The 18,057-nt window shown below is 71.6% G+C and carries 16 protein-coding genes; 4 read left to right on the top strand and 12 right to left on the bottom strand.

Going from position 1 to position 18,057, the window contains the following annotated elements; genetic code table 11:
- Positions 1-46 precede the first annotated feature (46 nt).
- The gene (locus tag CLV30_RS22390) at positions 47-640 is read right to left on the bottom strand and encodes a histidine phosphatase family protein (protein ID WP_106539463.1); all 594 of its coding nucleotides are present in this window, start codon (positions 638-640) and stop codon (positions 47-49) included.
- 138 nt (positions 641-778) lie between these two features.
- On the opposite strand from CLV30_RS22390, the gene CLV30_RS22385 reads away from it, so the two are divergent.
- Entirely contained in the window at positions 779-2,986 is a 2,208-nt protein-coding gene (locus tag CLV30_RS22385) for an MMPL family transporter (protein ID WP_106539462.1), read from the top strand.
- Positions 2,987-3,016: 30 nt separating this feature from the next.
- Here CLV30_RS22385 and srmL read toward each other — a convergent pair whose 3' ends face one another.
- The 4 genes from srmL to CLV30_RS22365 all read right to left on the bottom strand — a co-directional run bounded on the left by srmL (position 3,017) and on the right by CLV30_RS22365 (position 8,784).
- The gene (gene srmL / locus CLV30_RS22380; protein ID WP_205740943.1) at positions 3,017-4,108 is read right to left on the bottom strand and encodes a PheS-related mystery ligase SrmL; all 1,092 of its coding nucleotides are present in this window, start codon (positions 4,106-4,108) and stop codon (positions 3,017-3,019) included.
- A gap of 193 nt (positions 4,109-4,301) precedes the next feature.
- On the bottom strand, positions 4,302-4,706 hold the full coding sequence (locus CLV30_RS22375) for an SRPBCC family protein (RefSeq protein ID WP_165358675.1): 405 nt from the start codon (positions 4,704-4,706) through the stop codon (positions 4,302-4,304).
- 117 nt (positions 4,707-4,823) lie between these two features.
- On the bottom strand, positions 4,824-7,760 hold the full coding sequence (locus CLV30_RS27640; protein WP_205740942.1) for a helix-turn-helix transcriptional regulator: 2,937 nt from the start codon (positions 7,758-7,760) through the stop codon (positions 4,824-4,826).
- A 52-nt stretch (positions 7,761-7,812) separates the two neighbouring features.
- Complete coding sequence (locus tag CLV30_RS22365; RefSeq protein WP_106539487.1) at positions 7,813-8,784, bottom strand: carbohydrate kinase family protein; 972 nt, start codon at positions 8,782-8,784, stop codon at positions 7,813-7,815.
- Between the two features lie 109 nt (positions 8,785-8,893).
- Here CLV30_RS22365 and CLV30_RS22360 point away from each other — a divergent pair, with 109 nt between their 5' ends.
- Entirely contained in the window at positions 8,894-10,327 is a 1,434-nt protein-coding gene (locus CLV30_RS22360) for an NAD-dependent malic enzyme (protein WP_106539458.1), read from the top strand.
- Positions 10,328-10,363: 36 nt separating this feature from the next.
- On the top strand, positions 10,364-10,921 hold the full coding sequence (locus tag CLV30_RS22355) for a YqgE/AlgH family protein (protein ID WP_106539457.1): 558 nt from the start codon (positions 10,364-10,366) through the stop codon (positions 10,919-10,921).
- Between the two features lie 36 nt (positions 10,922-10,957).
- On the opposite strand, the gene CLV30_RS22350 is transcribed toward CLV30_RS22355, so the two are convergent.
- The 7 genes from CLV30_RS22350 to CLV30_RS22320 form a co-directional block, all read right to left on the bottom strand.
- Positions 10,958-11,356: a DUF6406 domain-containing protein gene (locus CLV30_RS22350; RefSeq protein WP_106539456.1), complete on the bottom strand. Its 399-nt coding sequence runs from the start codon at positions 11,354-11,356 to the stop codon at positions 10,958-10,960.
- A complete protein-coding gene (locus tag CLV30_RS22345) occupies positions 11,353-11,604 on the bottom strand; it encodes a DUF6406 domain-containing protein (protein WP_106539455.1) in 252 nt (83 codons plus the stop codon). The genes CLV30_RS22350 and CLV30_RS22345 overlap by 4 nt, the downstream gene beginning before the upstream one ends.
- Positions 11,605-11,608: 4 nt before the next feature.
- The gene (locus CLV30_RS22340; RefSeq protein ID WP_106539454.1) at positions 11,609-13,048 is read right to left on the bottom strand and encodes a C2 family cysteine protease; all 1,440 of its coding nucleotides are present in this window, start codon (positions 13,046-13,048) and stop codon (positions 11,609-11,611) included.
- Between the two features lie 9 nt (positions 13,049-13,057).
- Complete coding sequence (locus CLV30_RS22335; protein WP_106539453.1) at positions 13,058-13,360, bottom strand: hypothetical protein; 303 nt, start codon at positions 13,358-13,360, stop codon at positions 13,058-13,060.
- A gap of 61 nt (positions 13,361-13,421) precedes the next feature.
- Positions 13,422-13,694 (bottom strand): DUF3039 domain-containing protein, encoded by a 273-nt coding sequence (locus CLV30_RS22330; protein ID WP_106539486.1) that lies wholly within the window; start codon positions 13,692-13,694, stop codon positions 13,422-13,424.
- 182 nt (positions 13,695-13,876) lie between these two features.
- Positions 13,877-15,370, bottom strand: a complete 1,494-nt coding sequence (locus tag CLV30_RS22325) for a S1 family peptidase (protein ID WP_106539452.1) — start codon at positions 15,368-15,370, stop codon at positions 13,877-13,879.
- Between the two features lie 105 nt (positions 15,371-15,475).
- Positions 15,476-16,450 (bottom strand): LysR family transcriptional regulator, encoded by a 975-nt coding sequence (locus tag CLV30_RS22320; RefSeq protein ID WP_106539451.1) that lies wholly within the window; start codon positions 16,448-16,450, stop codon positions 15,476-15,478.
- A gap of 198 nt (positions 16,451-16,648) precedes the next feature.
- Here CLV30_RS22320 and CLV30_RS22315 point away from each other — a divergent pair, with 198 nt between their 5' ends.
- Entirely contained in the window at positions 16,649-18,043 is a 1,395-nt protein-coding gene (locus tag CLV30_RS22315; RefSeq protein WP_106539450.1) for an MFS transporter, read from the top strand.
- Positions 18,044-18,057: the final 14 nt, after the last annotated feature.

The raw sequence follows: 18,057 nt of genomic DNA, 5'->3' as shown, positions 1-18,057 counted from the left end.
TGGATCGACGATGCAATCGGATCAGGTCGTGGTCATCGTCCAACGTTCAGTTCGGCGGCGGCGCGTTCCAGGCGTTGATGACCGGATGGCCGTGCTCCGTTCCCAGGAACGACACGGTGCCGGTGCCGAGCCGGAACAGCCGGCCGTCGGCCGGGTCCAGGCCGAGCCAGCGGGCGGTGAGCACGCGCAGCACGTGCCCGTGGGCCACGAGGGCGACGTCGCCGTCCGGGAGGAGCGCCCGCACGCGGTCGAGCACCGCGTCCGTCCGGGCACCGACGTCACGCACGGACTCGCCGGGGTGGTCGGCGTCACCGGGGACGACCCCGTCGGTCCACAGGTACCACCCGGGCCGCTCCTCGCGGATCTGCGCGGTGGTGCGGCCCTCGTCGCCGCCGTAGTCCCACTCCCACAGGTCCGGTTCCGGCGCGGCGTCGGCGAGCCCTGCGAGCTCCGCGGTGCGCCGCGCCCGGGCCGCCGGGCTGACCAGCACGTTCGGGACCGCGCGGCGTGCGAAGAACGGCGCCAGGCGGCGGGCCTCGTCCTCACCGGGCCCGGTCAGTGCGATGTCCGTCCGCCCGGTGTGCCGGCCGTCGCGGCTCCACTCCGTCTCGCCGTGCCGAAGCACGATCAGCTCGCTCATGTCACCAGCATCGCCGATCAGGGAGCTCGACGGGTGCTGTGACGTGTCTCGCGTCCGGGCGGGGACTGTCACGTCCGGCCGGTCCGCCGTGTCTTGGGGTGCAGTCGAGAACAACTCTCGGAGCAGCGAGGAGACACGATGTTGAAAAGACTGTCGGGCTTCGTCACACGACGGCGCCGGATGGTACTGGTCACCGCGGTGGTGCTGATCGTGATCGGCGGGACGGCCGCCACGACGTTGTTCGGCAAGCTCTCCGCCGGCGGGTTCGACGACCCGACCGCGGAGTCCGGGCAGGCCGCCGACGTCCTCGAAGACACGTTCGGGCGCTCGCAGCCCAACCTCACGCTGCTGGTCACCGCCCCGGACGGCGTGGACGACCCGGCGGCGGCCACGGAAGGTGAGCAGTTGACCCGTCGGCTGAGCGAGGAGGAGCACGTCCGGAACGTCGTCTCGTACTGGTCCTCCGCGCAGGCGCCACAGCTGCGCAGCGACAACGGTGACAAGGCGCTGATCATGGCCACGATCACCGGGGACGACGACGCCGTGGACGAACGTGTCTCCGAGCTGGCGCCGTCCTACCGCGGCATGTCCGGGCCGGTGCGGGTCGAGGTCGGCGGCTATGCGATGTTCCAGCACGAGCTCACCGAGCAGAGCGAACGCGACGTCGTCACCGGCGAGCTCATCGTGTTCCCGGTCACCCTGGTGGCGCTCGTGTTCGTCTTCGGCGGCGTCGTGGCCGCACTGCTTCCGCTCGCGGTCGCGCTGGTGACGTCGATGACGGCCATGGGCTTGCTGTGGCTGCTGGCCGAGATCACCAACCTGTCGGTGCTCAGCGCGAACGTGGTCACGCTGGCCGGTCTGGGCCTTGCGATCGACTACAGCCTGCTGATCGTCAACCGCTACCGCGAGGAGCTGCGGGCCGGGCAGGCGACCGGCGCCGCGATCCGGGCGACGATGGTGTCGGCCGGGCGCACGGTGGTGTTCGCGGCGTTGACCGTGTCGATCTCGCTCGGGTCGCTGACACTGTTCCCGATCCCCGCGATGCGCTCGATCGGCTACGCCGGCGTGGTGACGGCGCTGCTTGCCGCGGCCGTCTCGCTGACCGTGCTGCCCGCACTGTTCGCCGTCCTCGGCCAGCGCGTCGGACGGGCGCGGATGCGGCGCCGTACCGCCGAGGCCGGCAACGCCGAGAACGGGTTCTGGCACCGGCTCGCGACGTTCGTGATGCGCCGTCCACTGCCGATCGCCACGGCCGTGACGGCGGTGCTGCTGCTGTTCGGCGCGCCGTTCCTCGGCATCAAGCTCGGCTACGTCGACGAGCGGGTGATGCCGGAATCCTCGGAATCGCGGCAGGTCGCGTCGACGATCCGCACCGACTTCGCCTCCGGCGAGCAGGACGCCCTGCAGGTCGTCGCGGAGGACGCCGACGTGGGCAGCGACGTTCTCGGCGCGTACGCGACCGAGTTGTCGACCCTCGACCACGTCGCCCGAGTGGACACCGCCACCGGCAGCTACGCCCACGGTGCGCAGCAGGCTCCCGCCGGACCGGCGCACGAGCGCTTCGCGGCCGCGAACACCGTGTACCTGTCCGTCGTGCCCGAGTCCGGAACGACGGAGCAGGACCAGCGCCTCGCCCTGGACATCAGGGCGACGCCGGCCCCGTTCGACACGCTGGTCGGCGGCACGGCGGCGGTCGCCGAGGACGCGGACGCCGCCCTGATCGAGCGGCTGCCCTACGGCCTGACGGCGGTGGGGGTGGCGATGCTGGTCCTGCTGTTCCTGTTGACCGGGAGCGTCGTGCTGCCGTTCCTGGCGCTCGTGCTCAGCACACTGAGCCTGACCGCGACCTTCGGCGCGATGGTGTGGATCTTCCAGGAGGGCAACCTGTCCGGGCTGCTCGGCGACTTCACCGTCACCGGGACCACGATCTCCACCGTCCCGATCATGCTGTTCGCGCTCGCGTTCGGCCTGGCCATGGACTACCAGGTCTTCATGCTGTCCCGGATCCGCGAGGAGTACGAGTTGCGCGGCGAACCCACGGCCGCGGTCGCCATGGGCCTCGAACGGATCGGGCGCATCGTCACCGCCGCCGCGGTGCTGATCTCGATCGTCTTCCTGGCGTTCCTCATCTCCGACCTCACCTACATGAAGGCGTTCGGCGTGGGGCTGCCGCTGGCGGTGCTGATCGACGCGACGCTCATCCGCGGTGCGTTGCTGCCGGCGACGATGCGCCTCGGCGGGCGGGCGACCTGGTGGGCGCCCGCTCCGTTACGCCGCCTGCACGCGCGTTTCGGACTCCGCGAGTCGGAGCAGGCTCCCGAACCGGAGAGCGTGCCCGCAGCATGATGAGGTCTGCGTTCGTCCGCGCCGGCGGCCTCATGTGCCGTTGTGCAGGGCGGCGTAGACGTGATCGCGGATCTCGTTCGCCTCGTCGCCGGTCAGGGTCCGGTCGACCGGGCGGAGGGTGAGGCGCAGCAGCACGTTGCACTGGTCCGGGCGGATGCCGAGCCGGCGGCGTGCCGGCTGGGGGAGGTCGTCGTAGCCGGTCCTGGACAGCACGGCGACCTCCTCCACCAGGTCGGCGCTGTCGCCGAGGGCGTCGCGGACCCGGTCGCCGAGGATCTCCGCGTCGTCGTCGGCCGGCACCGCGAGCGAGATGTCCCGCGTCGCCGGCGGCAGGTCGGAGACCGGGTGGTAGGGATCGAGATGCTGCATCTGCGCGTCGATGCGCGGGTCCGGCGAGCGCAGCAGCCGGATGTCCGGAACGCCCTTGCGCAGCATCAGCATCCGGTCCAACCCCATGCCCAGGGCGAGCCCGCTCCAGACGGCGGGATCCAGCCCGGCACGGGTGAGGACCTCCGGAGCGGCCAGCCCGCACTCGGCGATCTCGACCGGACGGTCGCCGTGGATCACCTCCACCTCGCGCCCGCCCGCGGTGTACGGATGTTCGGTGCGGTTCCACCGCCAGTGGCTGCCCGGCAGCATCGCTTCGACGAGCGCGGCGACCATCGTGTGTAGGTCGTCGTGGTCGAGCCGCGCACCGCCACGGCGGACGAGCCACAGGTCCAGCTGGTGTGGAGCGCTGGTGTGCATCCGGTCGATCGAGTCGCGGCGGTGGCAGATACCGGGCAGCACCAGCAGCACGGAACGCGCCGGGGGATGCTGGGCGAGTTGGCGCAGCACCGGCGGCACACCGGCGGAGGTGTGGCTGCGGAGCATGGTGGTGTCGCTGACGTAGCGGGTGTATCGCGCGTCGCGGGTCACCGCGTCGGGACCGTATCCGAGCCGGTCGTAGTTGTCCTCGAGCGAGACCACGGGACGGGAACGTTCGACCCGGACGTCGCAGTCCCAGCTGGTGGCGAGGGCGTCGGCGGCGGCGCCGACGAGGAGTTGGAGTGCGTGCGGACCCTCGTTCGGGTCGGTGAGGTCACGTAACTGGAGCGCGCGGACCAGGGCCGCGACCGGCACCGGACGCGATCGACAAGAGTGGGCAGATGTGACAGGAACGGACATGACCAGGCCTTCCGCGTGGCGGGAACGGGGACGGGAGCCTCCCCCGGCCGGTCGTCCGCGAAGGGCCTACGCGCGTGCACCCTCCGGGCGGCGGACGTCCACCGACCGGGGGCTGCTAAACAGCTGGCGACCTGGCATGAGATCGATCTTAGTCGACGGCGAGATGTTCGACCAACCGGGTCAGGCAGTCGTGCCAGCCCTTCAGGTGGTCGTCGCGCTGCTGTTCGGTCATGTTCTGGCTGTGCGTCACGAGCACCGACGACCCCGAATCGAGTGCCTTGATCTCGACGCTGACCTGCGTGAACGGCGAGAAGTCTCCGTCCCATGCCCAGATGAACGTCAGCAGCTCAGGGCGGCGGATCTCACCGTAGATGCCCCGGACGGCGATGTTCTGCCCGCTGGGCAGGCCGGTGCTGCGGAAGGTGAACCTGCCGCCCGGACGTGGATCGGTTTCGTACAGCGCCGCGTAGCTGGCCGGCCAGTACCAGGCGGCCAGCCGTCCGGGGTCGGTGAAGGTGGTGAATACGGCGTCGGCTTCGGCGTCGACGGTCAAGGAGAGGACGACGGTAGCTTCATCAGGCGTGGACGATTCGACCATACCGGAAGACTCTAGGACACGTGGATCGTGCGTGACGAGACCGCGACGACGCCACGCCGACGCGGACTCCGGTCAGCTCGGCTGGGCGAGCACGCCCCGCCGGTAGGCCTCGGTGACCGCTTCGGTGCGGCTGGCCGCGCCGAGCTTGGTCATCGCTCGGGACAGATGCACGCTGGCGGTCTTGTCGCTGATGAACAGCTCGTCGCCGATGCGGCGGTTCGTGTAGCCGCGGGCCACGAGCTCGAGCACCGCGTGTTCGCGCTCGGTCAGCAGCTCGACCGTCGGCACCGGGGAACCGGGTGCGGCCAGGCGGGCGCGTCGTGCGAGGTCGCGCAGTGCGTCCCCCAGCGGCCGGGCGCCGAGCTCGTCGGCGGTACGCAGCGCGGCTTCGAGCTCGGCCGCGGCGCCGTCGCGATCGCCGGCGCCGACCAGCGCCTCGGCGAGGCGCCACCGAGCCAGTGCGACGTGGTAAACCTCGCCGTAGCCGAACGCCTCGACCACCGCACGCCAGGCCGCGGTGTCGGTTTCGCCACGTAGGCGGCTGGTCTCCGCGCGCATGCGTGCGACCCACGCCTCGCCCTCGGGGCCGAGCCGGTTGGCTCGGGGAACGCCGTGCCGGTACGTCGCCTCGGCGAACTCGGAGAGCCGCTCGCCGGCGGCGACCGCCCGGGCACGCGCCGGCTCGTCGCCGCGCTCACGTGCCTGCTGCGCAAGGTCGGCGTGGGCGGCGATGCCCAGTGCCGCCAGCCGGATGCCGCCGAGCGGCCATTTGCTGCTGGCCCCCTTGCGGGAGGACTCCAGAGCCTCGTCGAGCAACGACGCCGCTGCTTCGGGCCGGCCCTGCCAGCACGCCAACTCCGCGCCGGCGATGCCGGCCAGGTGCGGGATCTGGTTGTCGCGGTGCCACTCGGGCCGCACTTTCGCCAGCTCGCGCTCGGCCTCCTCGAACCGGCCGAGCGCGACCTTGACGGTGGCGCCGGACGCGGCGAGAAATGCGGTGATGGTGTCCGACACCGGCTCGTCCGGTGGGCTGGAGGCTGCCAGCGCCTCGGCCCAGCTGCCGCGAGCGTGGTGCACCATGATCTGCATCCAGCGCAGCTCGAGGCCGTACGGCGCCCAGGTCAACCCGAGCTCGCCGGCGCGCGCCGCGGCATCGTCGGCGATGCGTGCGGCGAGGTCGAGCATGCCCTGCTCATGGCGGTTGGTGGTCAGGTTGAACAGCGCCCGCAGCTCGACGGTGGGGGCGTCGGCCTGCACGGCGCGTTCACGGGCCTGGTCGAGCAGGTCGCAGGCCTGCTCGATGGCACCGTTGCGCAGGTCGTCGAACGCCATCGAGATGAGGGCGTCGGCCTCGGCACTGGCAGAGCCCGCGACCCTGGCATCGTGCGCGGCCTGCACGGCGAAGCTGCGCACCCGGTCGTCGCCCACCTTGTGAGCGCGGGCCTGCAGCGCGAGCACCCAGGCGCGAGTCCGGCTCGCCGGGGTGTGCTCGACCAGCCGCCACGCCTCGGAGATGATCTCGACTGCCTCGTCCCACCGGCCGCTGACGAGCATGGCCTCGGTGAGCTGGCGCCGCACGTCGGCTTGGAGGATCGGGTCGTCGCGCTGGTCGGCGAGTGCGACCGCCGCACGGCCGTAGGCGATGGCGCGTTCCGGATGCCCCGCCGCCGCCGCGACGTAGGCGGCTTTGCGGGTGAGCGTGAGCTCGTCGACTCCCGCGTGGGTCTCGGGGTCGGGAACGGCGTTCCACAGCTCGAGCGCCTGCTCGACGTGGCGGAGCTGGGCGGACAGGGCGCGGACATGCATGGCCTCGTCGGCCGCCCGGACCGAAGCGGCCAGCGCGGTGGGGAGATCGTTGCTGCGCAGACTGTGGTACGCCAGCCAGGCGGAGAGGTCGTCGGTGCCGACGGCGCGGATCCGGTCGGCGTAGGCGGCGTGCAGCCGGACCCGTTCACCCGGTAGCAGGTCGGCGTAGACGGCCTCACGCAGCAGGGCGTGCCGGAAGGTGTAGGCGTCGTTCTCGTCGGTGAGCAGCACGTGGTTCTGCAGCGCCTCACGCAGCCCGGCGTCGAGCTCGGCATCGCCCAGGTCGACGACCGCGCGCAGCGCCGTGTGCTCGACGTGCTGGCGGCCGGTGACCGACAACGCGCCGACGACGCGCTGGGCGGCCGGGCCGAGCGTCTCGACCCGGGCCATGAGCAGGTCGGCCAGTGCCGTGGGGAGCTCGCCGCTGTTGCCGGCGGTGCTGGCGGCGAAGAGCTCTTCGGCGTAGAAGGCGTTGCCCTCGGAACGCTGCGCCACGTCGGTCACCATCGACTCCTCGGCGCCGTCACCGGCCAGAGCCCGGACGAACGACACCGAATCGGCCGTGCCGAACGGGGCGAGGTCGAGCCGCTCGAGCACCGGAAGGCGCACCAGCTCGGCGAGGAACCGGCGCATCGGGTGCCGGCGGTGCAGGTCGTCCGAGCGGTAGCTGCCGACGACGAGGATCGGCTGGGTGTTCAGCCGCGACAGCAGGAACGACAGCAGGTCGCGCGTGGACGCGTCGCTCCAGTGCAGGTCTTCGAGCTCGACGACGACGGTGGCCTCGGCGGACAGCTCGGACAGCGAGGCGAGCACGGCATCGAACAACTGCAGCTGGCGCAGATCGGTGCCCTGGACGACGGCAGTCGTCGACGCGCTCTCGCGGTGGACGAGGGCGTCCAGCGGCGCCCTGGCGGTGACGACGTCACCGTGCTCGGTGAGCAGCTGCTGGACGATCTCCTTGAACGGCAGGTACGGCAGCCCGTCCTCACCGACGCCCAGGCACTGCCCGGTCAGGACGTGGGCGCCCTGCCGTCGCACCTCGTCGCCGAACCGGGACAGCAGCCGGCTCTTGCCGACGCCGGCGTCACCGGAGACCAGCACCGCGGCGGCCGTGCCGGCACGCGCCCGGCCGAACGCCGCCCGGAGTTGGTCGAGCTCGGCGCGGCGGGCGACGAAGGGCACGGTGGAGCCTGGTCGGGACATGGAACCGATAGTTCCACATCGCTCCGACAGTCCGGCCCGTCGGCGGGATCGGTCAGTGCGCCGCGGCGCTCACCTGTGCCGCGGTCGGCGGATCGGCGCCGGCACGGGCGCACGTGATCGCCGCCACCAGCGCTGCCCGGTCCAGCACCGCGCGCAGCCCGTCTGCACCGGTACCGGCAAGCCGGTCCTCGCCGGGCCGCCCCAGCAGCCCGGCCAGTCGCAGACCGTCCACCAGCCCGGCGGTGAAGGCGTCGCCGGCACCGACGGTGTCGACCACGTCCACCGGCGGGGTGCGGACACGCACCGACGTCCCGGCGGAGGTCACACCGAGCGCGCCGTCAGCGCCGTACGTGACGACCACGAGCGACGGCCCGCGTCCGGCCCAGTCGGCCGCCACCTCGGCGGGTGGTGCGCCCGGCACCAGCCATTCGAGGTCCTCGTCGCTGACCTTGACCACGTCGGCCAGGCCGATCAGATCGTCCCACCGGGCACGCACCGCGTCGCGCGGGCCGAGCAGGGACGGCCGGAGGTTGGGGTCGACGACGAGGCTGACCTCGCCGCGGCGTCGCTCGCGGCGGAGCAGTTCGAGCAGGGCACTCGCCCCGGGCTCCCGCGCGGCGGCGATCGACCCCGTGACCAGAGCCAGCGTGCCGTCCGGCAGCGGATCGGGCAGCTCGTCCGCCGTCCAGCCCCAGTCGGCGGTGCCTTCGGCGTAGAAGTCGTACGCGGCCCGCCCGTGCTCGTCGAGTGTGACGACCGCCAGCGTCGCCGGGTCGGAGGTCGTGACCGCGTGGGCGAGATCGACGCCGTCGGCCTCCAGGTGGGCCCGGATCGTGCTGCCGAAGGCGCCGGTTCCGAGCCGCGCGAGCAGGCTCGCGGTCCCGCCGAGCCGGCTCAGCCCGACGGCGACGTTGGCCGGGGAACCACCGGGGATCGGACGGAAGCGTCCGTCCGGCTCGGCGACCAGGTCGATCAGGGCCTCGCCGGCGACGAACAGCCGCGGCGGCTCTGGGTCAGCGGTCACGGAGAACACCGTAGCCCGGCCGTGTCGTCGTGCGGAGCGGTGCCCGTGGCGGTGACCGGATCATCTACGGTGGTGCTGCTCACACGTCGTTCGAGGAGTCGGTGTCACCGTGGTCAGCGTTCCCAGCGTCTCTTACTCCATCACCGTCCGCCTGGAGGTTCCGGCCGGTGGATCCACGGTGAGCCTGCTCACCGCGGCCGTCGAGAGGGCCGGCGGACTGGTGACCGCTCTCGACGTGACCGGCTCCGGGCACGACCGCATCCAGGTGGACGTCACCTGTGCGGCGACGTCGTCGGGACACGCCGAGGAGCTGGTGACGGCGCTGCGCACGGTGCCGTCGGCGGTCATCGGCAAGGTCAGCGACCGGACCTTCCTGGTGCACCTCGGCGGCAAGATCGAGGTCACCTCCAAGGTGCCGATCCGCAACCGCGACGACCTCTCGCTGATCTACACGCCCGGAGTGGCCCGGGTGTCGCAGGCGCTCGTCGACAACCCGCAGGACGCCCGCCGGCTGACCATCAAGCGCAACACCGTCGCGGTGGTCAGCGACGGGTCGGCGGTGCTGGGTCTGGGCAACGTCGGCGCGACGGCCGCGCTCCCCGTCATGGAGGGCAAGGCGGCGCTGTTCAAGCGCTTCGCCGGCATCGACGCGTTCCCCATCTGCCTCGACACCCAGGACACCAACGAGATCGTCCGCACCGTCGAGCACATCGCGCCGGTGTTCGCCGGCATCAACCTCGAGGACATCTCCGCGCCGCGCTGCTTCGAGATCGAGGAGCGGCTGCGCGAGCGGCTGGACATCCCGGTGTTCCACGACGACCAGCACGGCACCGCCATCGTCGTGCTCGCGGCGCTGCACAACGCGCTGAAGGTCGTCGGTAAGGAGCTCGGATCCATCCGGGTCGCCATGGCCGGGGCCGGCGCCGCGGGGCACGCCATCGCGCAGCTGCTCGCGGCGGCGGGGGTGCGCGACATCGTGGCCGCCGACGTGCACGGCATCATCCACGCCGGACGGTCGGACCTCACCGGCGTGCCGACCTGGTACCTCGAGCACACCAACCCGCGCGGGGTGGACGGCACCCTGCGCGAGGCGGTCGCCGGCGCGGACGTGTTCGTCGGCGTCTCGGCGCCGGGCATTCTCAGCGCCGAGGACGTCGCGACCATGGCCGACGACGCCATCGTGTTCGCGCTGGCCAATCCGGAGCCCGAGATCGACCCGCGCGAGGCCGGCGAGCACGCGGCGGTCGTGGCGACCGGACGCAGCGACTACCCGAACCAGATCAACAACGTGCTGGCCTTCCCCGGCGTGTTCCGCGGGCTCCTGGACGCGCAGAGCCACTCGATCACGACCGACATGCTCACCGCCGCGGCGCGCGCCCTGGCCGAGACCGTGACCGACGACGAGCTCAACCCGTCGTACGTGGTGCCGAGCGTCTTCCACTCCGGGGTCGCGGACGCGGTGGCCGCCGCGGTGCGCGACAGCGTCGAGAGCATCCGCAGGGCCGCCGAGGAGACGGGCGAGTTCCCCACGATCCCCGTATGACCCGCGCCCCGGAACGGGCACCATGGTGTTGTGAGCATGAACGGTGATGCGTTGACGGGGCAGCTGCTCGTGGCCGCGCCCACGCTGCGCGGCTCGACGTTCGAACGCGCCGTGGTGCTGATGCTTTCGCACGACGACGACGGCGCGCTCGGCGTCGTCGTCAACAAGCCCACGGAGGTGCGGGTCGGTGACGTGCTGCCCGGCTGGGTTCCGGTGGTGTCCGAGCCCGGCGTGGTCTTCCAGGGCGGCCCGGTGAGCCTCGACAGCGCTCTCGGCCTGGTCACCGTCGCGGGCGACGACGAGCCGCTCGGTATCCGCCGGGTCAAGGGGCGCCTGGGCGTCGTCGACCTGGACACGCCGGCGGAGATCGTCGAGCCGGCCGTCAGCGCGATGCGGGTGTTCGCCGGCTACGCCGGCTGGGCGCCGGAACAGCTCGAGGGTGAGATCGACGAGGGGTCGTGGTACGTCGTCGACTCCGAGGCGACGGACGCGTTCACCAGCGACGCCGACGACCTCTGGGAGTCCGTGCTGCGCCGCCAGCGCGGACTGCTGGCGCTGGTGTCGAGGTTCCCGGCGGACCCGTCGCTGAACTGACCGCGGCGCCGGCCGGTTGAGCGGGGGCTGACGTACTCAGCCGGCCTCGGCCTCGGCCAGTTCCACCGAGCCGCCGCCGTCACCGGGAGCGGCCTCGGCGTCGCCCGGGGTGATCTCGACGACGCGCCAGGTCTTGCCCTCGACGTCGATGGTGTCGTCGATGCCGAGCGTGTGGACGTCGTTCTCGCCGTCGACGAGGTACCCGATGTCGGCGCGGACCGGATCGGTGCTGATGCTCATGATGGCCAGGGACCGTTCGCGGGCGTCGTCCAGCCAGTGCGGGACGCCCTGGCGCAGCGTGATCGTGTCGGCCGACTCGGGCGCCGCCGTCTCGCTCGTCACCCGGTCGGGGCCGTCGTCCGAGCAGCCGGCGCCGAACAGCAACGCGAGCGCCGCGGCGGCGGCCACGGGGTGACGCGGGCGCGTGGCGATCATGCCGGCTCCAGGACGACGTAGCCCTCGTCGCCCGGATGGATCTCGGTGACCCGCCAGCTCGCCTCGGCGGTGTCCAGCCGGTCGCCGACGCCGAGCGTGTGCACGGTGTTGGTGCCCTCGGCCAGGTAGCCGAGGTCGACGCTGCCGGTGTCGGTGTCGAAGGACATCACCGCCAGCGCGCGGTCGCGGGTGGCGTTGTCGAGCCAGTACGGTACCCGGCGCCGGACGCGGATCTGCTGCGATGCCATGGTGTCAGTCTCTCGTCGGGAACGAACCGGCGCTGGAGAAGTACTTCTCGAACTCCTCCGGGGTCATTTCGAGTTTCGGATAGGCCGTGCCCCACGGATTGCGCAGGATGATCTTGCCGTCGTCGGTGAACCCGTCGACCACGTACGCGTGGCCGGTGACGTAGCCGTCCTTGAACTTGTCCTCGACCTTCTTCTCACCCGGGGTGCCGGCGACGATCACCTTGCCGTCCTCGTAGCTCTCGCGCACCTCGTCGAAGTCGACGTCGAGATCCTCGGACGGCCGGCCGGTCAGGTACGGGCCGGCCTTGTCGGTGAAGTCACCCTCGATGGCCCGGTAGGACCCGGTGTGCCCGTCGTTGTCCTGGTCGTAGAACGTGGCGAACGCCTTCTCGTAGTAGGCGACCCAGAGCTCGTCCGTGCCGCCCGCGCCGGCCGGGTTGCCGTTCTCGTCCAGGGGGAGCTCCGGGCTGACGGTCACCCAGTGCGCCGCGCCGTCGGAGTCGTGGAGGCGCACCGAGACGGTGCCGTTCGGATTCTGCTTGATGCCTTCGCGGATCGCCTGCGGATCGCGCCCGGCGACACCGACGACGGAGGCGAGGAACCAGCAGTCGCCGACGCCGCCCTGGCTGATGTCGTCGGCGGAGACCCCGTCGTCGAACAGCGGTACCGGCGGCTTGGGAACGTCCCAGGTCACGCCGTCGATGGTGGCGCCCTTCTTGTTGTCGTCGCCGGGGTCGAACGGCGGGTGCACCCCGGGGAACATCTGGGTCAGCATCGACCACTGGCCGGGCGTGGCCTTGCTCAGCAGGGCGCCGCCCAGGTCGAGACGCTCGTGGTGGGGCAGGCCGTTGTGGTCGAACGGGTTCAGGCCGGAGTCGTCGGTGTTGCCGACCAGCTCGCTCAGCCGCTGCCGGTCCTCGACCGAGAGATCGTTGAGCACCCAGTTCAGTTCGGCCGAGGAGAGGCCCTTCAGCGTGCTCGCGATGTCACGGAGATCGTCGCGGTTGCCGTTGGTGCCGAAGTCCTTCCCGTCGAGCCCTTCGATCGCCTCCACCGCCTCGTCGGCGTCGGCGCGGTCGGGCAGCGACTCGTCGAGGAACGCGAGGCTGGGGTCGACGGTGATGCCGTCCTGCTCGAGATCCTTCAACTCCTCGAGGTGGTCGCAGCGGCGGCCGCTGCTGTCGGCGATCTCGTCCAGCGGGCCGGCCAGCGCGCCGGGTGCGTGCAACGGGATGCCGAACACCGAGACCATGACGTTCTCGAGGCCCGGGCTGGTCGTGACCGGCCCGTCGGTGTCCTCGTCCGCGTCGGCCAGCACGGCCGCGACGTCCTGGTGCAGTGTCGGGGCGCTGGTGGCCGCCGCGCGCAGCCCTGTGACCAGCCCGCGGATCTGGGGCACATCGAAACCGACGTAACGGCTCGTCGACTGATCCGACTCGGTCATGATCGGTCGCTATTCCTTCTCGTCGGCCCGGTCGTCGAGGCGTTCCGCCTCGTTGCGCCACTGCTGCAGGCTCTCTTCGAGATCCCGCGCCAGCCCGCGCAGATCCTGTTGGTACTGCCGCAGCCGTCCGGTGGACTGGCCCGCGTAGGTGCCGGTCCAGACACCCGGGGTCGTGGCGGTCTTGACCTCCGCGTCGACGTGGGTGCCCAGTGGCTCGACCAGCTTCTCGGCGCGCGTCGCGCAGTCGCGGAGCCGGGATGCCCGGTCGCGAAGTTCCTGCGCCGTCGGCTCGCCCGTCTCCTCGGTGGTCATGCAGCGAGAGTGTAGCGATCTTGCCGGCTCGCGCGGCGACCGGTGCCGGGCCGGCGCAGGCTCAGGACTTCGAGCCGTCGCCGCCGTCGTCGCCGGACTTCATCTTCGCCCAGATGTCCTTGCACCGCGGGCAGACCGGGTACTTCTGCGGGTCCCGGCTGGGCACCCAGACCTTGCCGCACAACGCGATGACCGGCGTGCCGTTGATCATCGCCTCGGTGAGCTTTTCCTTGGGCACGTAGTGCGAGAACCGCTCCTCGTCACCGTCGCCACTTCCTGGCTGGGTGCGAGGATCCTCGATGGTCTCGGTACCGGGGCTCAGCTGAGTGCTCACCCGACCCAGTGTACGGACGTGCATGTTCCCGGGTCGAGGGTCCTGCTGCCCGGGTCGTCCGCCGTTCGCCCCGGCGCCGTCCTCAGCGCTCGAGATACACGGAACCCGACGCATGCGGCGCCACATCCGGGCCGCATGCGTCGGGTTCGTGTATGCGAGGCGCTCACACGCTTCCGAGGGGCTCAGGGTGCGTCGATGCCCATGGTGTAACTGCCCGAGCCGCTGTAGGCGTGGACGACGTAGCGGAAGTAGCCCGCGGAGCCGTCGTGGGTCACCTGCTCGTCCGGGCCGGAGGAGATGGACCGCGCCACGGTGGACCACCGGCTGCCCGACCACTGCTGCAGATAGAGGTCGAAGTCGCTGCCCGTCGGTCCGTCGAGGCAGCCCTCGTGGGTGCCCGAGCCGGAGTAGAAGTAGCTGCCGTCCGGCTGCGCCTGCTGCCCGCCGGAGCTCAGCGAGCCGCTGAACACGTTGGGGTACTCGTCACAGCTGCCCTCGGGCGGGTCCGGCGGCTCGCCGCCACCGTTGGTGACCAGGTCGAGGGAGTAGGCGCCGAGGATCTCGTTGACCGGCTGGAAGTACGTCGTCCCGCCGGACGTGCAGTTGCCCGACCCGCCGGACGTGACGCCCTGTGCCTGGTTGCCGGCCACCAGTGAGCCGCCGGAGTCGCCGGGTTCGGCGCAGACGTCGGTGCGGATCAGGCCGTGGACCGTGCCCTGCGGGTAGCTGACCGACGTGTCGCGAGCCAGGATCGTCCCGCAGTGCCAGCCCGTCGTCGAGCCCGAACGGCACACCGAGGAGCCGACCGGCGCCTCGGTGGAGCCCGCGACGTCGACTCGCCCGCCGCTGTAGTCGTTGACCGCGCCGACCGGCGTGTTCCCGGCACCCACCTCGACCCAGGCGTAGTCGTTCACCGGGAAGCTCGAGCCGCGGAACGTGCCCGACGGCTGCGTCGTGGTGGAGCCGGCGTTGCCGCAGTGCCCGGCCGTCACGAAGCCGCCCTGCACGGAGAAGCCGACGGAGCAGCGGCTGCCGGTGTCGATGTAGTAGGCGTTGCCGCCGACCACGTCGATCAACGGCCGCGGGTTCTCGTCGGTGGTGACGAGGTCGAACGCGCGTGGCGGCACGCCGTTCTCACGCGCGAAAGCGCCGGCCGCGGCGCGTCCGGCGCGGTGCGTGTTGATGACGATGCGGTTCTCGGTGACGTCGACGTACCAGCCGGGCACGGTGGACGGTGCCTGCGACGCGGCCGCGTCCAGCTCGGCGCGCCAGGACTCGAGCTGCGACAGCGGGTACGTCACCACGACCGGTGAGCCTCCGGCCTCGCGTACGACCGAGGCCGCGTCGGCGTCGGTGACGCCCACGTAGAGCTCGTTCGCGTCCGGGTCCACCCAGGTGCCGGCGTAGTCCGCGCCGAGCTCGCGGCTCAGGTCCCGGCGGGTCTCGCTCGCCTCGGCCTGGAAGGCCAGCCGCTCAGCGGCGGCGGCGTGATCGAGTCCGAGGTCGCGCTGCATCGCGGCGGCGACCTCGGGGCTGGTCTTGACGACATCGGGCACGTCGGCCGGCGCACTTTCGGGTGGACGGTCCTCCGACGCCGAGGCCGTCAGCCCCAACGTCGCAGCGATCAGTCCTGCGGCGCCGACCGCGGCGCTCGCGCGGGTGAGTTTCCGGGCCATACCGTCACTCCCTTCGTCGTCGCCGCGACCGTCGTGGCCTCGGCGAACTTCGGAACGAGTGGACGGTAACAATGACAAATAGTCACCGAGAAGATAGCAAATCAGTCATACTGCGGTATGTGGTGACAGAGCCCCGTATTCGGGGTGGTCCGGAAGCCACTCGCCGTACCGGGCGCTGCTCCGGACCGCCTCGCGATGGGCCCGCCGGCCGAACGTGACGAACCGCCCGTCCGCCGCGAGAGCGTTGTCCTCGTGCCAGCCGACGTAGTGTCCCCAGGTCAGCGGCTCGTCCCGCACGTGGATGACGGTGACGCCCGGCGTGTCGCGGAAGGTCGGCTGGCACAGCGCGACGCCGAACCCGGAAGCCACCAGGTCGACGCACGACGTCGCCTCGGCCTCGTACAGGCTCCGCGGGGTGAACCCGGCACGCGCGCACGCGGCGGCGAAACACTCCTCGAGGCAGCCGTCGCCGGGTGCGGCCACCCAGACCTCGTCGCGCAGCTCCGCCAGCCGGACCGATGCGCGCCCGGCGAGCGGATGCGTCTCGGACACCAGGACGAACAGCGGGTCGACGGCGAGTCCCGCCCAGACCACGCCGGACGCCGACGGCGGCGGCGCGGCGTGGCAGGTCCCGATGACACCGCAGTCGAGGGTGCCGGTGGCGACCAGCTGGGTGATCTCTTCGGCCGACCAGGACGGGCGGGTGGTCACCGAGGCGTCGGGCCAGCCGGTCACGACCTGTTCGACGAACCGGCCGCCCAGCGCCGTCAGCGCCGAGCCGATGCGGACCCGGCGGGCCTGGTCGCTGGGGGAGTTCATCAGCCGCTGGGCTTCGTCGTGCAACGAGGCGAGCGCCGGGAGCAGCAGGCGCGCCCGGCTGAGTACCAGTTCGCCGAGCACCGTGAGGCGTGCCCCGTTCCGGTCACGCTCGAACAGCGCACCGCCGAGGCTGCGCTCGATCCGGTTCAGCTGGGCGGTGAGAGCGGGCTGCGCGATCCCCAGTGCCGACGCCGCCTTGGTCACGCTTCCTTGTTCGGCGACGACGGACACGACACGGAGATGACGCAACTCCAGGTCCATGCACAGACGGTAGTGCTTGTATGCGCAAAGCAACACCCATAGCGGCAGAATACGCACCGAAGCGTCCGATAAAAGAACAAGTATGACATCCCCGCATGTGCGATTGTCACGGCAGTGGTGTCGACGTGCGCCGGCGGCGCGCCGGTCGCGGCGGGACGCGACGGGGTGTCGTGTCGGCAGCGTCGGTATTCTTCGCTCGTGACATCGAGGTCCGAGGGTGCGTCAGCCCACACCCTGCTCGCGCCCGCATACCGCCGTCTGTCCGCCTCCATCGTCGTCGCCGTCGTGTTCATCGCGTTCGAGGCGATGGCCGTCGCCACCGCCATGCCGAAGGCGGTGCCGGAGCTCGACGGCCTGCCGCTGTACGCGTTCGCCTTCTCCGGGTTCTTCACCACGAGCCTGTTCGCGATGGCCGTCTCGGGCGAGATCTGCGACCGGCGCGGCCCACTGCTGCCGCTGGCCGCCGGAGCGGCGGCGTTCTCGGCGGGGCTGCTCGTCGCCGGCACCGCCCAGTCGATGTGGCCGTTCCTGGCCGGGCGGGCCACCCAAGGGCTCGGCGGCGGCCTGGTGATCGTGGCCCTGTACGTCGTGGTCGGGCGTGCCTATCCGGAGGACATGCGCCCGCGGATCTTCGCCGCGATGGCGGCGTCGTGGGTCGTGCCGTCGATCGTCGGGCCGCTGGTGGCGGGGCTGTTGACCGACCACGTGTCGTGGCGGTGGGTGTTTCTCGGTATCGCGCCGCTGGTGGTGGTGCCGGTCGTGCTCGCGCTGCCGTCGGTGCGGACCGTCGACGGCCCGCCGCCGGGCGGTGCGCGGGCGCGATACCGGGGCCGCGCGTGGTTCGCGCTGGCCACGGCCGTCGGGGTCGGCGCGCTGCAGTACGCCGGCACGCGTACCGACGTCCTGGCGCTGGTGTTGTGCGTGGCCGCGTTCGTCCTGGTCGTGCCGAGCCTGCCGCGGCTGCTGCCGCCGGGCACCGTGGTGCTGCGGCGCGGGCTGCCCACGGTCGTCGCGATGCGCGGCATCCTGGCCGGCGCGTTCTTCGGCACCGAAGCGTTCCTGCCGTTGCTGCTGGTCAGTGAACGGGGTCTGTCGTCGACCGTGGCGGGCCTGTCACTCACCGGCGGCGCCATCGGCTGGGCGCTCGGGTCGTGGTACCAGGGCCGTTCGACGACCACGACGCCGCGCTACCTGCTGGTGCGGTCCGGGTGCGTGCTGGTCGCAGCCGCGATCGGCACCGTCGCGCTGGTGCTGGTCCCCGGCGTTCCGGTGGTGGTGACGATGCTCGCCTGGACCGGTGGCGCGTTCGGTATGGGCCTGTCCATCGCCAGCATCAGCGTCCTGCTGTTCCAGCTGTCGCCGGTCGAGGAGCACGGGGCCAACTCGGCTGCGCTCCAGGTCTGCGACTCGCTGTTCGCCGCGGTCTTCGTCGGCCTGGCGGGGACGATCTTCGGCTCCGGTCACGGCGCCGCCACGGGCGACGAGGCGGGCGCGGACGTCGCGACCTGGGTGTACCTCGTCATCCTGGCGGTGATGATGGCGCTGGCGGCGTTCGGCGCCTGGGCCGCCGGCCGCGTCCGCGCGTCCGGCTAGATCAGCGGGAGAGG

Origin of the sequence: Haloactinopolyspora alba, assembly GCF_003014555.1 — a bacterium.
GTDB lineage: Bacteria > Actinomycetota > Actinomycetes > Jiangellales > Jiangellaceae > Haloactinopolyspora > Haloactinopolyspora alba.
Note: the sequence above shows the minus strand (reverse complement) of the source record. Positions and strands in the feature narration are given on the sequence as shown.

Bases quoted from the DNA above. Each gene is read 5' to 3' on its own strand.
- CLV30_RS22390 (WP_106539463.1), bottom strand. From the start codon at position 640: ATGAGCGAGCTGATCGTGCTTCGGCACGGCGAGACGGAGTGGAGCCGC.
- CLV30_RS22385 (WP_106539462.1), top strand. From the start codon at position 779: ATGTTGAAAAGACTGTCGGGCTTCGTCACACGACGGCGCCGGATGGTA.
- CLV30_RS27640 (WP_205740942.1), bottom strand. From the start codon at position 7,760: ATGTCCCGACCAGGCTCCACCGTGCCCTTCGTCGCCCGCCGCGCCGAG.
- CLV30_RS22355 (WP_106539457.1), top strand. From the start codon at position 10,364: ATGAACGGTGATGCGTTGACGGGGCAGCTGCTCGTGGCCGCGCCCACG.
- CLV30_RS22350 (WP_106539456.1), bottom strand. From the start codon at position 11,356: ATGATCGCCACGCGCCCGCGTCACCCCGTGGCCGCCGCCGCGGCGCTC.
- CLV30_RS22345 (WP_106539455.1), bottom strand. From the start codon at position 11,604: ATGGCATCGCAGCAGATCCGCGTCCGGCGCCGGGTACCGTACTGGCTC.
- CLV30_RS22340 (WP_106539454.1), bottom strand. From the start codon at position 13,048: ATGACCGAGTCGGATCAGTCGACGAGCCGTTACGTCGGTTTCGATGTG.
- CLV30_RS22335 (WP_106539453.1), bottom strand. From the start codon at position 13,360: ATGACCACCGAGGAGACGGGCGAGCCGACGGCGCAGGAACTTCGCGAC.
- CLV30_RS22325 (WP_106539452.1), bottom strand. From the start codon at position 15,370: ATGGCCCGGAAACTCACCCGCGCGAGCGCCGCGGTCGGCGCCGCAGGA.
- CLV30_RS22320 (WP_106539451.1), bottom strand. From the start codon at position 16,450: ATGGACCTGGAGTTGCGTCATCTCCGTGTCGTGTCCGTCGTCGCCGAA.